Source organism: Gordonia sp. ABKF26, from assembly GCF_041103195.1.
Lineage (GTDB): Bacteria > Actinomycetota > Actinomycetes > Mycobacteriales > Mycobacteriaceae > Gordonia > Gordonia terrae.
In genome coordinates this window covers 132320-146174 of sequence record NZ_JBGCVZ010000003.1, presented here as the reverse complement: position 1 = coordinate 146174, position 13855 = coordinate 132320, and the positions used below count along the sequence as shown (strand labels likewise).

13 protein-coding genes are annotated in these 13855 nt (G+C 68.3%); 8 read left to right on the top strand and 5 right to left on the bottom strand.

The window, feature by feature from the left end:
• The first annotated feature begins 50 nt into the window (after positions 1-50).
• Positions 51-1310, top strand: a complete 1260-nt coding sequence (gene serS, locus AB4Z55_RS01155; protein WP_004021397.1) for a serine--tRNA ligase — start codon at positions 51-53, stop codon at positions 1308-1310.
• 14 nt (positions 1311-1324) lie between these two features.
• Positions 1325-2260: a hypothetical protein gene (locus AB4Z55_RS01150; RefSeq protein WP_004021396.1), complete on the top strand. Its 936-nt coding sequence runs from the start codon at positions 1325-1327 to the stop codon at positions 2258-2260.
• A gap of 25 nt (positions 2261-2285) precedes the next feature.
• On the opposite strand, the gene AB4Z55_RS01145 is transcribed toward AB4Z55_RS01150, so the two are convergent.
• Positions 2286-2861: a TetR/AcrR family transcriptional regulator gene (locus AB4Z55_RS01145; protein ID WP_101822492.1), complete on the bottom strand. Its 576-nt coding sequence runs from the start codon at positions 2859-2861 to the stop codon at positions 2286-2288.
• 72 nt (positions 2862-2933) lie between these two features.
• On the opposite strand from AB4Z55_RS01145, the gene AB4Z55_RS01140 reads away from it, so the two are divergent.
• The 4 genes from AB4Z55_RS01140 to AB4Z55_RS01125 all read left to right on the top strand — a co-directional run bounded on the left by AB4Z55_RS01140 (position 2934) and on the right by AB4Z55_RS01125 (position 6238).
• The gene (locus AB4Z55_RS01140; RefSeq protein ID WP_101822494.1) at positions 2934-3353 is read left to right on the top strand and encodes a VOC family protein; all 420 of its coding nucleotides are present in this window, start codon (positions 2934-2936) and stop codon (positions 3351-3353) included.
• 123 nt (positions 3354-3476) lie between these two features.
• The gene (locus tag AB4Z55_RS01135) at positions 3477-4364 is read left to right on the top strand and encodes a hypothetical protein (RefSeq protein WP_004021393.1); all 888 of its coding nucleotides are present in this window, start codon (positions 3477-3479) and stop codon (positions 4362-4364) included.
• A gap of 76 nt (positions 4365-4440) precedes the next feature.
• Positions 4441-5694 carry a lipase family protein gene (locus AB4Z55_RS01130; protein WP_369518954.1) on the top strand — a complete coding sequence of 418 codons (1254 nt, stop codon included), beginning with the start codon at positions 4441-4443 and terminating at the stop codon, positions 5692-5694.
• Between the two features lie 34 nt (positions 5695-5728).
• On the top strand, positions 5729-6238 hold the full coding sequence (locus AB4Z55_RS01125) for a GNAT family N-acetyltransferase (protein WP_248645700.1): 510 nt from the start codon (positions 5729-5731) through the stop codon (positions 6236-6238).
• A gap of 80 nt (positions 6239-6318) precedes the next feature.
• Here AB4Z55_RS01125 and AB4Z55_RS01120 read toward each other — a convergent pair whose 3' ends face one another.
• Complete coding sequence (locus AB4Z55_RS01120) at positions 6319-6531, bottom strand: hypothetical protein (RefSeq protein ID WP_004021390.1); 213 nt, start codon at positions 6529-6531, stop codon at positions 6319-6321.
• Positions 6532-6851: 320 nt separating this feature from the next.
• Between AB4Z55_RS01120 and AB4Z55_RS01115 the strand changes: the two genes are divergently transcribed.
• Positions 6852-9173 carry a molybdopterin oxidoreductase family protein gene (locus AB4Z55_RS01115; protein WP_369518953.1) on the top strand — a complete coding sequence of 774 codons (2322 nt, stop codon included), beginning with the start codon at positions 6852-6854 and terminating at the stop codon, positions 9171-9173.
• Between the two features lie 26 nt (positions 9174-9199).
• On the opposite strand, the gene AB4Z55_RS01110 is transcribed toward AB4Z55_RS01115, so the two are convergent.
• From AB4Z55_RS01110 to AB4Z55_RS01100, 3 genes are all read right to left on the bottom strand, one after another.
• Positions 9200-10636: a lipase family protein gene (locus tag AB4Z55_RS01110; RefSeq protein WP_369518952.1), complete on the bottom strand. Its 1437-nt coding sequence runs from the start codon at positions 10634-10636 to the stop codon at positions 9200-9202.
• 101 nt (positions 10637-10737) lie between these two features.
• A complete protein-coding gene (locus AB4Z55_RS01105) occupies positions 10738-11352 on the bottom strand; it encodes a TetR/AcrR family transcriptional regulator (RefSeq protein ID WP_004021388.1) in 615 nt (204 codons plus the stop codon).
• 16 nt (positions 11353-11368) lie between these two features.
• Positions 11369-12973, bottom strand: coding sequence for a Rieske 2Fe-2S domain-containing protein (locus AB4Z55_RS01100; protein ID WP_369518951.1), 1605 nt, complete (start codon positions 12971-12973; stop codon positions 11369-11371).
• A gap of 242 nt (positions 12974-13215) precedes the next feature.
• On the opposite strand from AB4Z55_RS01100, the gene AB4Z55_RS01095 reads away from it, so the two are divergent.
• Positions 13216-13854, top strand: a complete 639-nt coding sequence (locus AB4Z55_RS01095) for a TetR/AcrR family transcriptional regulator (RefSeq protein ID WP_369518950.1) — start codon at positions 13216-13218, stop codon at positions 13852-13854.
• Position 13855 lies beyond the last annotated feature (1 nt).

Here is a 13855-nt window from a genome sequence, read left to right as displayed (position 1 = left end):
GACGCGGCGTGATCGGGTTCGCATCACGCTCTCAAGTAGGGTTTGAAGTCGTGATCGACCTGAAGACTGTTCGCGACAACCCCGACCTCGTCCGCACCTCACAGCGCACCCGCGGTGAGGACCCGGGCCTGGTGGACGCACTGCTCGCCGCCGACGCCGAGCGTCGCGCCGCGATCGTCGAAGCGGACGCGTTGCGGTCCGAGCAGAAGACGCTCGGCAAGCAGGTCGGCAAGGCTCAGGGCGAGGAGAAGCAGGCGCTCCTGGCGAAGGGCAAGGAACTCGCCGAGCAGGTGAAGGCGGCGGTGGCGCGTCAGTCCGAGGCCGACGCGGCAGCCGCGAAGGCTCACCGGGCGATCTCCAACATCGTGGCCGACGGAGCACCGGCCGGTGGTGAGGACGACTACGTGGTCCTCGAGCACGTCGGCGAGCCACGCGACATCGAGAATCCGAAGGATCACCTCGAACTCGGTGAGTCACTCGGACTGCTCGACATGGAGCGCGGCGCCAAGGTGTCGGGGTCGAGGTTCTACTTCCTCACCGGTCAGGGTGCTCAGTTGCAGCTCGCACTGCTGAACATGGCCGCGCAGAAGGCGACGGCGAATGGGTTCACCCTGATGATCCCGCCGGTGCTCGTGCGTCCGGAGGTCATGGAGGGCACCGGGTTTCTCGGTGCCCACGCCGACGAGGTCTACCACCTGGACAAGGACGACGACCTGTACCTGGTCGGCACGTCGGAGGTGCCGCTCGCGGGGTACCACATGGACGAGATCCTCGACCTGTCCGACGGTCCCAAGCGTTACGCCGGATGGTCGACCTGTTTCCGTCGCGAGGCCGGCAGCTACGGCAAGGACACCCGCGGCATCATCCGCGTCCATCAGTTCGACAAGGTCGAGGGCTTCGTCTACTGCCGTCCCGAGGACGCGGAAGCCGAGCACCAGCGTCTGCTGGGCTGGGAGAAGGACATGCTCGCCGCCATCGACGTGCCTTACCGCGTGATCGACGTCGCCGGGGGCGACCTCGGCTCGTCGGCCTCGCGCAAGTACGACTGCGAGGCCTGGGTTCCGACGCAGGGCACCTACCGCGAGCTGACCTCGACGTCGAACTGCACGACGTTCCAGGCGCGTCGCCTCTCGATCCGGTACCGCGACGAGAACGGCAGACCGCAGACCGCCGCGACCCTCAACGGCACCCTGGCGACGACGCGCTGGCTGGTCGCGATCCTCGAAAACCATCAGCAGCCCGACGGCTCCGTCCGGTTGCCCGCCGAGCTCGCGAAGTTCGTCGGCACCGACGTGCTCACCCCGCGCTGAGCTGAGCTCGTGTCGTGACCGCCGGCATCGTCATCGCGGTGATCGGTTCGCTGGCGTTCGCCGCCGCGGCCGTTCTGCAGGCGCTGGGCGCCGAGCAGGTCGCGCAGCGAGCGGCGATCCGGGAAGAGCGCCGACGATCCGCTGCCGCGCACCCGTCGCTGCGGTCGACCGCGGCGACGATGCTCACACTGCCGTTCCTCGTCGGATTCGTCTTCGACATCATCGGATTCGTCGCGACTATCGCCTCCGCGCGGATGATCCCGCTCTTCCTGTCGCAGACGATCATCTCCGCCCGGCTGGTGGCAACCGCGCTGCTCGCGATGGTGATCCTGAAAGTTGGACTCACACTGCGGGATTGGATCTCCGGCGGGGTGATCGTGCTGTCGCTGGTGTTGCTCGCGGTCTCCGCCGGTCGCGAAGGCGTGGAGCACACCTCATGGATGCACTGGGCGGTGCTCGTCGCCGGGCCGGCACTGATCGCACTGGGCGTGATCATGATGCGCCGGCTGCGCACGCACATCGCGGCGGTCACCGGTCTCATCGCCGGGGCCGTCTTCGGCGTCATGGCGGTCGCGTCGCGCATCCTGGACGGACTCGACCCCCTCGACCTGTCGGTGCTCTTCACCGATCCGGCGCTGTATGCGTTGCTGCTCAGCGGGATCGGCGGTTTCTACCTGTTCACCGTTGCGCTGCAGACCGGCTCGGTCAACGCGGCGGCGGCTGCACTGGTCGTCGGTCAGACGGTCTTGCCCGGCGCGGTGGGGATCGCGTTCCTCGGCGACGTCACCCGAGCCGGGTGGGGCCCCGTCGCGATCGTGGCCTTCGCCGCCGCCGTTCTGGGTGGGGTGGTCCTGGCGTCGTCGGGCGCGGTCACCGCGGTCGAGACCGCCGACGCGACGAACGCGCCTCGCGGATACGGGCATCCGCCCCGCGAGGCCGATCGCCGCTGAAGCGGTCGTAGGGGCGTCGGTCCCCTCACATGATCGCGCCGAGCAATCGGTCGAGTGCTCGGTGTGTGCGTTCGCGGGCGGTGTCGTCGTCGGGGTGCCGGGCCAGCCAGAGTGCGGCCTCGTTCATCGCCCCCGACAGGAGCATCGTGAGGACGTCGACCAACTCGCCGTCGACCCCGACCGCCTCGAGGGCTTCGCGCAGATGGGCGGCCGAGCCGGCCTCGTCGAGTCGACGCCACTCATCCCAGCCGACGACGGCCGGGCCGTCGATCAGCAGTATCCGTACGGCGGGCCCGCTGGTGATCGCATCGACGAAGGCGTGCGAGCCGGCGCTCAATTGGCGCGCCGGGTCGGTGCCCGCGGACTCGGCGGCCGCGACCACCGCGTCGGCGACCCGGTCGTGGCACGCCGCGGCCACGGCCGTGAACAACGCCGCCTTGTTGCGGAAGTGGTGGTAGACCGCGCCGCGGGTGACGCCCGCCGCCTCGGCGACGTCGTCGAGGGACACATCGGCGAACCCCCGCTCGGCGAACTGGCGGGTGGCGGCGGCGAGTACGGCGCGGGCCGTTTCGGCGGCGGCTGCGGCAGAGGCTCTCGGCACAGAGGTTCCTTTACGTACGTAGCGTATGTATAGTCGGCTATACATACTCATCGTACGTAAAGGGGTTCGGCCATGACCATCACGAGCGTGTATCCAGTCCTCATGTCGACGGACGTCTCCTCGGCGTCGTCCTTCTACCAGCGCGTTCTCGGCTTCGAGGTCACTTTCGCCGCAGACTGGTACGTCAGCCTCCGCACCGGAGTGTTCGAGTTGGCCCTCGTGGACGCGACACATCCGACGATCCCCGAGGGCTATCGCCGACCCGCCGCCGGACTGTTGGTCAACATCGAGGTCGACGATGTCGACGGTCTGCACCGACGCCTGACTGACGACCACGGGTTGCGTCCGATCCTCGAGTTGCGCGACGAGGACTTCGGTCAGCGGCACTTCATCGTCGAGGGTCCCGACGGGGTGCTCCTCGACTGCATTCAGCCGATCGCGGCGGTCGGCGAGTTCGTGGACGCGTACGCCCCCGGATCGTCGACCGTCTGATCCCGATCGTCCTGATCCGGATCGTCGTGATCCCGATCGGCCCGACCGGTTTCCGTCGACGCGCGGTCGGCAACAGTGGCGATCGTCCCGCACGAGGAGCGCGTCGGTGGCTACTGTTCGACCATGCTGATCGGGATCCTCGCGGCGGTGTTCGCGGCGCTGGCGTACGGCACCGCGTCGGTGTTGCAGGCGCGCGGTGCGCAGAGTGTCGAGGACACGGGTGGTCCAGGTGCGGCACCGTCGCTCCGGTCGACGATCACCGCGATGCTGACCGTGTCGTTCCTGGCCGGGATCGCGCTCGACGGGATCGGGTTCCTGGGCAACATGGTCGCCGCCCGCATGATCCCGCTGTTCCTGGCACAACCGATCGTCAGCGCGAATCTGGTGGTGACCGTCGTGCTCGCCACGATCTTCCTGCACGCGAGACTGTCGGCCCGCGACTGGACGGCGATCGCGGTCGTGGTGGTGTCGCTGGTCCTGTTGGGGTTCGCGGCCGGGGACGAGGGACACGAACACGAATGGTGGTTGCACTGGGCGGTTCTCGCGGCCGGGGTGGCGATTCTCGGTGTCGGCCTCGTGGTCCTGCCGCGGATGCAGAGTCGGGTCTCGGTTCTCGCCGGGCTGTCGGGGGGCGTGCTGTTCGGCGTCCTCGCGGTCGCGGTGCGCATCCTCGACGGCCTTGACCCCTTCGATCTCGGCGAACTGCTCACCGACCCGGCGCTGTACGCGATCATCTTGTGCGGCCCGGGCGGTTTCTACATGTTCACCGTCGCACTGCAGAAGGGGTCGGTGAGCGCCGCATCGGCCGCCCTGGTCGTCGGTGAGACGGTCGTCCCAGGAGCCATCGGAATCCTGGTGCTCGGCGACACCACACGGGCCGGTTGGGGGGCCGTCGCGGTGATCGCGTTCGTCGCCGCCGTGGCCGGTGCGGTGGTGGTCGCGATGTCGCCGGTGGTCGAGGCGGTCGAGCGGGCCGGCGAGAATCCGGTGCCGGACGCCACTTCCGGGTGAACAGCGGTACGCGGCGTCGTGCCGAGTCGGAACGAAACCTGCTGCCGACGCCGCATATCGGGCATGATCATGACTCATGCGGCTTCTCTCCCGCAGCCTCGGAACGCTGACCGCGATCCTCGGGCTGACGACGTCCCTGTCCGTGCTCGCGCCCACGGTGTCGGCGGCTCCGGTTCCCGTACCCGCGGCGGCGCCGGCGCAGTTGCCGTCCCAGGATCCGTTCTATGACCCGCCATCGGGGTACGAGTCGCGTTCGCCGGGTGCGGCGCTGAGGACGCGACAGGTCGAGTTGGGTTGGCGCGGAACCAGTATCCCGATCTCGGCCACCCAGATCCTCTATCGGACGACGAACCAGTTCGGTGGGCCGACGGCGACGGTCACCACGGTCATCTCACCGCCGGGTGCGCCCGCCGGGGCCCCGCGGCGCGTCGTCTCCTACCACTCGTTCTACGACGCGCTGGGCTCGCAGTGCGACCCGTCGTACACGCTGCGCGGTGGCAATGCGGCCGAGGCGCCGATCGACATCACGCTCATCTCCGGTCTCCTCGCCGCCGGGTACACCGTCGCCGCCCCCGACTACGAAGGTCGCGGACTGCGGTGGACGATGGCTCGCGAATCGGGCTACGCCGCACTCGACGGTGTCCGCACCGCGCTGACCCACCTGCGCGCGCCGGCCCGGACCCCGGTCGGCCTCTTCGGCTACTCGGGGGGGTCGATCCCCACCGGCTTCGGCGCGGAACTGGCCCCGCGCTATGCACCGGAGCTGAACATCGTCGGTGCGGCCGCGGGCGGCGTGCTGGTGAATCCGGCCAACAATCTCGGGTACGTCAACGGCAGCGAGAACTGGGCCGGCGTCATCCCGGCGCTGATGGCGGTGTACGGCGAGACCTACGACATCGACCTGCAGCCGTACCTCTCGCCGAAGGGCAAGCGGGTCCTCGGGCGGGTGGCGGGGGAGTGCATCGAGGCGTTCGCCGACAAGTACCCGGGTCTGACCGATCACCAGCTCCTCGTGCCGACGGTCGGCGGCCTGCTGGACGTCCCCGGCGTGCGGCAGGCGATCTCGCAGAACGTGATGGGCACGCTCGGCACCCCGCGGAGTCCGATGATGCTGGGGGTCGGCAACGTCGACGGCACCGGCGACGGTGTGATGGTCACCGCCGACGTCGCACGCCTGGCCGGGTCGTTCTGCAATCGAGGGGTACCGACCACGTTCACCGAGTACCGCGGCTCGAATCACACCCGGGCGTTCATCCCGTGGAGCGCCGACGCGCTCGGATTCCTCGACCGTCGGTTCGCCGGGCAACCCGCCGGCGGGTGCGGCCGATGACCGCCATTTCTGTCGCCGCGACCTGCGGGAAACCGTGAGCAGGTGGACGACGCGCGTCGAGCGCGCCGGAGATGCCGATGCCATCCGCGAGGTGGTGACGGCGGCCTTCCCGACCCCCGACGAGGCGCGGATCGTCGACGAGCTGCGCGCCGATCGCGACGCCTGGATCGACGGGTTGTCGATCGTCGCCACCGACGCCGACGACTCGATCGTCGGGTACGCCCTGTACTCCAGGTGCCGGGTCGACGCCGAGCTCGCGCTCACCCTCGGACCGTGCGCGGTGGTGCCGTCGCATCAACGGACCGGGGCCGGCTCGGCGGCCGTCGTCGCCGGTCTCACCGCGGCGCGAGAACTCGGCGAGAACCTGGTGCTGGTTCTCGGTCACGCCGAGTACTACCCGAGGTTCGGCTTCGTCCCTGCGTCCCGCTTCGGCATTCGTGCTCCGTTCGACGTCCCGGACGAGGCGATGATGGCGCTACCCCTCGACGACGCCCGTCCGGTGCCGAGCGGGACCATCGCCTACCCGGCCGCGTTCGGGGTGTAGAACGCGTCTCGCGCCCCAGGGATGGACTCCCTGGAGCGCGAGACCTGCTGCCGACGTGATCCCGCCGAGGGGACGCGGGTTCAGTCGGCGTCGGCCGAGGGACTGGCGTTGGTTCCCCCGTCGGACACCTCGAAGTTCTTCCACTCGCCGTCATCGTGGACCTGCATCACGGTGCCCAGGCTGTCGTCCGGTGCGGCGACGGTCTTGAACCAGTCGTAAGCGCCGGTGGCGTCGTCGAACTCCTTCTCCTCGACGACGTTCTCGTTCGCGTCGACTACGCGGTACTTGGCCATGATGTTCTCCTCACGGTCGATGTGTGCGACGTCTGGTCCCCGGGCCCGGTCGGGCCGAAAGTCCTGACGCCATCGTATGAATCGGGTCGCCGACGTGGGGTCGATGTGCGTGCGTCGACGTCGGATCGTGTCTGCGCGCAACGGGTCGGTAACGATCGACTCGGGCAGGTCCCTTCCTGCCGTGCCGGAGGTCTACCCACAATCGCGGCGAGGTAATCCGGAGGACGGACCGTCGGGGTCAGAGGCCGCCGAACGAGTGACTTCGGGTGTCGGTGGGTACACCGCGGAACGACATCGGTGTCGTGTCGTCAGGAGGAACGGTGAACGACAGGATCGTGGATCCGTGGGGTAGGCGCACCCCCTACGCATCCGGGGAACAGTGGCCGACGCGTGTCGACCAGCACCTCGCCGACGGGTTGACCGACGACGATGTACAGCGGTGGGTTCGGTCCGCATCGGTGCTGCATTCGAACGGTGATGCCTTGGACATCGCGGTGACCGACGACCGGATCGTCGGGGTCCGGGGCCGGGCGAAGGATCGGGTCAACCGCGGTCGCGTCGACGTGAAGGATCTCTATGGGTGGCAGGCCAGTTCGTCGCCCGACCGGCTGACGCGCCCCCTCGTACGGGAGAACGGCCGCCTCGTCGCGGTCGACTGGGACACTGCCATGAACCGGATCGTCGAGCGGTCCCGGCTGCTGCTCGAGGAACAGGGTCCGTCCGCGATCGGCTTCTACACATCCGGTCAGCTCTTCCTGGAGGAGTACTACACACTGGCGGTCATCGCGCACGGCGCCATCGGTACCGACCACGTGGACGGCAACACCAGATTGTGCACGGCAACGGCGGCCGAAGCACTCAAGGCATCGTTCGCGAGCGACGGTCAGCCGGGCACCTACACCGACATCGACCATGCCGACACCATCGCGCTGTTCGGTCACAACATCGCCGAGACCCAGACGGTCACCTGGATGCGCATGCTCGACCGCCTGGCCGGACCGAACCCGCCCGCCATCGTCTGTGTCGATCCGCGGAGCACGCCGGTGGCCCGGCACGCCACCGTCCATCTCGCGCCGATGCCCGGGACGAACGTCGCGCTGATGAACGGGCTGCTGCACGAGATCATCGCCAACGAGTGGGTCGACCGGGAGTACATCGATTCGTACACAGTCGGTTTCGACGACCTGCTCCGCGTGGTGGCCGACTACCCACCCGACCGTGTCGCCGCTGACTGCGGTGTGCCGGTCGAGGACCTTCGCCATGCGGCACGACTGCTCGGGACCGCCGAGCGGTTGACGTCGACGGTGCTGCAGGGCTTCTATCAGTCCCACCAGGCGACCGCCGCCGCCGTCGGGGTCAACAACATCCACCTGGTGCGCGGCATGCTCGGCCGGCCGGGATGCGGTCTGCTGCAGATGAACGGTCAGCCCACCGCCGAGAACACCAGGGAATGCGGCGCGGACGGCGACCTCGCCGGATTCCGCAACTGGGCGAACGACGACCACGTGACCGAGCTCGCCGAGCTGTGGAACATCGACAAGGATCATCTCCCGCATGAGAATCCACCCACGCATGCCATGGAGATCTTCCGCCTGGCCGAGGCGGGGTCGGTGCGGATGCTGTGGATCAGTGCGACGAATCCTGCTGTGTCGCTACCGGAACTGTCGCGGATCCGGGCGATCCTCCGGCGGGACGACCTGTTCGTGGTCGCCCAGGACATGTTTCCCAACGAGACCACCGAACTCGCCGATGTCGTACTGCCGGCCGCCGGTTGGGGCGAGAAGACCGGGACCTTCACCAACGCCGACCGCACCGTGCACCTGTCCGAGAAGGCGGTGGAGCCACCCGGTGAGGCCAGGCCCGACCTCGACATCTTCCTCGACTACGCGCGGCGGATGGACTTCCGCGACCGGGACGGGGATCCGTTGCCGCCGTGGACCGACGCCGAGTCGGCGTTCGACGCCTGGCGGGACTGCAGCGCGGGCCGGCCGTGCGATTACAGCGGGATGTCCTACGAGTTGTTGCGGACGCGCGGCGGAGTCCAATGGCCCTGCACCGCAGACGCTCCCGACGGAACCGAGCGTCTGTACGCCGATGGGCGGTTCTGGAGCGCGGCCGATCACTGCGAGTCGTTCGGCAAGGACCTCGTCACCGGTGATCCGCTGGACGCCGATGACTACCGGGCGATCAATCCGGGCTCGCGGGCGCTGATCAAGGCGGTCCCCTACTTGCCTCCTCCGGAGAGTCCCGGTGCGGAGTTCCCGTTCGCCTTGATCACCGGACGCACGGTCTACCACTTCCACACCCGCACCAAGACCGGACGAGCGCCCGAACTCGAGCACGCGGCACCCGAGGTGTGGGTGGAGGTCAACGCTGTGGATGCCGCGCGCACCGGTGTGCACGACGGCGACCTCGTCGAGATCGCCAGCCCGCGCGGCGCCATCACCGCAACGGTGCGGATCGCCGGCATCCGCCGCAGTGTCCTGTTCGTGCCCTTCCACTACGGATACTGGGACGCCGACGACGACGCCGGGCACCACCGCGCGGCCAACGAGCTGACGATCACCGACTGGGATCCGGCGTCGAAGCAGCCGATCTTCAAACTCGGTGCGGCGTCGTTGACGCTCCGCGCGCCGGGGTGACCCGACCGTATGTGCCGGGCACCGCGTCACGGCACCCGCGGCGGATTGCCCAACCGCTGGTTGATCACCAGGGCCAGATTGTTGCCCACGAGGTTGACGAACGCGCGCCAGGTGGTCGGGTCGAGCGCCATCGATCCCTGATCGCTTGTGGTGCAACCGGTCTGTGCCGGCTTGCCGTCCAGGCGATCCCGCATCCACACGATGGCCGGCGCGAACCCCTCGACAGCAAGGGTGATGTGTTCACTGAAATGGTCGCGCACGTATCGCACACTCGCGCCATCGGCGCAGTAGGAGCGGACCAACTCGTTGACCGGGCCCACGGGGGCGATCCAGTCGGGGTTCGACTGATAGATGAACATCGGGAAGTCGGGCGTGGTGTGACCCATTTCGAGCTGACCCAGCACCTTTCGCGGTGTCGGGTGGTCCAGTGGATCGCCGGGCAGGTTCACCAGGCCCTTGATGTTCACGAAGGGGGCGAGTGCGGCCTGGTAGGTGAGGCACAGCGGATTCTTGGTCGCCAGCAGGGCTCTGCCGAGCGGGTTCATGTGTCGCTGGAGGAAACGGTCGAGTTCCGGGTATTCGCGGCTGACGCCGATGATGCCGGCCATGATCAGACCCGACGCCGCGTTCTTGTCGGCGAGATCGACCAGCGCTCGGATGTTCGCGGGCACCCCACCTTCGGCAGCGCCGACGATCGGGAGTTCCGGCGCGTACTGTGAGTGCAACTCCGCTGCCCACCCGGTGGCGATCGCGCCGCCGGAGTAGCCCATCAGACCCACCCGCACGTCGTCTCTGAGCCCCAGTGGTGCGAAGTTCCGCGCGCCCCGGATCCCGTCGAGGGTGATGCGTCCCGCGAGAGGCCCGGCTGCGAAGGCGGATTCGGGGCCCTGATGGTCGGGGATGACGACCGACCAGCCGGCGCCGACCAACGAGGTGATCTGTAGGACCTCGAGGCTCGAGTCCGCCGAGCCGGTCAGCTGCCCCGGGATGGAGGCCTGCTGCAAGGCATACGACGGCGCGCAGTACATCGCGGTGGAGTCCTCCGCGGACTGCCACGACACCAGCTTCGACGGTCCGGGCTTCGCCGGCCCCTTGGGTTTGAGCAGCGTCGCCACGGCCGGGATCGGCTCGCCGCGGGTGTTGGTCGAGCGGTAGGAGATCTGCCAGGCGTCGACGTTGATCGGGATCACCGACAGGGCGGCGACATGGACACGCCGGGCGGCGATGAGCTCACCGGGCTTCTTGGCCGCGACCACCGCCTGCGGCGGCAGATAGAAGTCCGTGTCGAACTCCGGGATCGCGGGCGGCACCGGGAACGGGAGGACCGGCGCCACCGGGACCGACGCTGGGGTTGCATTCGCGGCAGCCGAACCCAGTGGTCCGCCGGCGATCAGCGCAACCAGTCCGATCCCGACAGTCAGGCGCACGACGATCCGTGAGCTGTGGCGTTTCCATCCCCGCATGGCAACCCTTCCGAAAAGTGAGACGGAGGTGTCTCACACTTCGGCAGAACATACACCCGGTGTGTCCGAGGACACAACGTCCGGGGTGGGCGGCGAATGTCTCAGAGCGTGGTGAAGGCGAGCAGGATGTCGGCGAGTACCGCGACGACGTCGTCGAGTGTGCCGGGTTCGGGCGATTCGCTCCAGCGATGGACCAGGCCGGTGAGTGCCCCGACGAATGCGATCGCGAGGTGGCGCTGCCGCGGCGTCGCGGGGCGATCGGCGAACTCCGACATGGCGTCGACGAAGAACTCGACCCATTCCTCACGGCCGTCGAGGCGGTGCTGCTCGACGCGGGGGCTCACCCCGACGATCTGGACGAACGACACCGCCGCGCGCCGGGGATCGGTGCCCACCGATTCCATGTAGGCGCGCATCGCCGCCGTGCTCAGGTCGCGGAGATCCCGAGAAGGGCTGGCGGCCAATGCTTCTGCCACGGCGACGCGAGCGGCGCCCTGCACGGTGTCGTACAGCGCGACCAGCAGTTCCTCGCGGTCGGTGAACTCCGCGTAGAACTGCCGGCGAGACAGTCCGGCCACCCGGCAGATCGACGTCACCGACGACTTCGCGTAGCCGGTGCCGGTGAACTCGACCAGCGCGGCGTCGAGGAAACGCTGCCGCCGTTCGGCGGCGCGGTCGCTCACCGAACGGCCACCGTACGTGCGTTCGGAGGTCATCGGGGTGGCGATCCGGCTACGAGTCGAGTCTGGACGCGCGGAGGTCGTGTCCCTTCGACGTCAGGCAGCGTCCGGTGGGCAGGTCCCACTGCCATCCGTGCAGATTGCAGGTCAGCTTCTCGCCCTCGATGACCCCGAACTTGCCGAGGTCGGCCTTGAGGTGCGGACACCGCCGCTGAATCTCCCAGCCGTCCTTGGTGATCGACGCCGAGTCGTCGTGCGCCTCGGCGAACCACCCGTCCGCGTAAGCGATCCGCTCGTCGGTGAGGCATTTGAAGAAGGTGTAGAGGAACTCGTTGTACCCGCCGATCCGCCAGGTGGTGAAGCGCGTCGACAGGAAGATGGTGTTGACCCAGTCGGGCTCGTCGTCGCGCAGGACGGTCCGCACCAGCTCGGTGGCGATGCGGAATCCGTAGCGGTACTTGCCCTCTCCTTCTTTCGGCTCACGCACGATGCGGTTCGGGAAGTCGAGGACGACCGTCTCGGTGGCGTCGTTGGCCGCGCCCCCGCCCGGCGTCATGACGAGCCCGACGGGGTAGCCGATGCCGTCGCAGATGAGGTCCGACTGTCGCATGATCGGTTCGAAGAGGTCCCGCAGCGCCGGCAGCAGCGGCTCGCCCTCGGCCCGTGCCCACGTGGCCTTGTCCGCGGCGATGACCGGCGCGAACTTCTCCTTCATGCGCTCGAGGTACGCGCGCTTGTTCTCGCCGAAGACGTCGGCGGGTGCGTAGGGATGCGTGACCTCGTTCAGGACCGGACCGGAGAACTCTGCGACGGAACCCGACACCATCATCAGGCCGCGGTGCTTCTCACCGTCGTCGGTGCCGTGGATGCGCATCTGCTCCAGGAAGGTCTCCTGGTCGGGGAAGATCGAGGTGTCGTCGGCGGTGTCCGCGGACCCGAAGTCGTTGAGGTAGAACAGATCCTCGTCGAGGAACATCGGCGGGCCGGCCGACGGGACCACCCAGGTCGCGCCGACCTGCTCGATGTACGAACGCGCCCGGTCCATTCCGCGTTGCCGCTTCTGAGAGGCGAAGTTGGCCTTGGACTTCCGCGGGATGTCGTAGACCATCGGGTACCAGATGGCGCCCGAGTACTGCAGCAGATGGACGTCGACGTGTCCGAACGCCTCGTCGACGACGTCGAGGTCGATCGGGCGGGCGTCGTTCATGTTGAAGCAGACGGTCTCGCCGTCGGAGACGATCAGGCCGCTGTCGCCGATCGGCCCGTCGGCGGGCGCGCGCAGCGCGATGATCATGACGTCGAGCGAACCCTTGTCGTTCGTGACCGTCGTCTTGACCGAGTCGGTGGTCTCGACGAATTTGGTGAAGCCGAGTTTCTCCAGTTCGCGGCGCAGGTCCGGCACCGGATAGTCGGGCAGCAGGACCGTGGCGTCCTTGCTGACGTTCTCGCGCAGGTTGCGCTCGTCGAAGTGGTCCCGGTGCAGGTGCGAGACGTAGAGGTAGTCGCAGTCGCCGAGCGTCTTCCAATCGAGTTCGGAATTGTCCGGGAAGGGCACCCAGGAGGCGAAGTACGTCGGGTTGACCCAGGGGTCGCAGAGGATCGATCCGGCGGTGGTCTGGATGTGGAAACCGGCATGACCGATGCTGGTGATCTGCACGAAGGGGCCTTTCATGGTGTGCGCGGGGCTGCGCGGCAGGGCACTACAGGCATCCAGGGTATCGAGCCGTGCCGGACGGACGCGTGGGCCATGAGTCCTCCTCGGGTGCGCGGCGTGAGCAGGCTCACGGCGCAGTCTGTCTGGGCCGCTGCACGGTGAATCGGGTGATGTCGATCAGTGCGATCGCGCGAGATGCGACGATGAACACGTGATCGGGGCGAACTGGTGACCAGGCGGACCGGGTGACGTCGGAGAAACTGTGGCGCGGCCAAACCCTCGCCGACCGGTCGTCCGACCGTCGCGAGCAGATGCTCGCCGTCGCCGAGCAGCTGCTCGGTTCGGGCGGCGCGAGTGCGGTGACGATGCGCGCAGTGGTCCGCGAGGCGAATCTCAGCCCCCGGTACTTCTACGAGAGCTTCGCGTCGCGCGAGGACCTGGTGACGGACGTGTACGACCGGGTCACCGACCAGCTCCTGACGGAGATCGCCGCCCTTCCACGCGTCGCCGACCGTCGGGAGAATGTGCGGGCTGTGCTCGAGGTCTGCCGAGAGTTCTTCGAGGCCGATCCCGGACGAGCGCGCATCCTGCTGCGCGAACCGCTCGCCGACGACGTCCTGCGCGCACGACGGGCGGCAACGGTGCCCGGCTTCGTCGCGTCGGTGCTGGAGATGACCACCGGGTCGCACGCGAGCTCACCCGAGCGACTCGCCGTCGTGTCGTCGGCGCTGGCGGGGGCACTGGTCGCGCTGTACCTCGACTACATCGACGGCCGCCTCTCGCTCACGCCCGCGCAACTGGCCGACGCAGCGGTCGACCTCGTGTCGGCCGTCACCCGGCTCGCCACCGCCGACGACGGCGAGGGGTCGGCGGCGAGTGGCTAAG

Coding starts and splice junctions, on each gene's coding strand:
- AB4Z55_RS01140 (WP_101822494.1), top strand. CDS start 2,934: ATGACCATCACGAGCGTGTATCCAGTCCTCATGTCGACGGACGTCTCC.
- AB4Z55_RS01135 (WP_004021393.1), top strand. CDS start 3,477: ATGCTGATCGGGATCCTCGCGGCGGTGTTCGCGGCGCTGGCGTACGGC.
- AB4Z55_RS01130 (WP_369518954.1), top strand. CDS start 4,441: ATGCGGCTTCTCTCCCGCAGCCTCGGAACGCTGACCGCGATCCTCGGG.
- AB4Z55_RS01120 (WP_004021390.1), bottom strand. CDS start 6,531: ATGGCCAAGTACCGCGTAGTCGACGCGAACGAGAACGTCGTCGAGGAG.
- AB4Z55_RS01110 (WP_369518952.1), bottom strand. CDS start 10,636: ATGCGGGGATGGAAACGCCACAGCTCACGGATCGTCGTGCGCCTGACT.
- AB4Z55_RS01105 (WP_004021388.1), bottom strand. CDS start 11,352: ATGACCTCCGAACGCACGTACGGTGGCCGTTCGGTGAGCGACCGCGCC.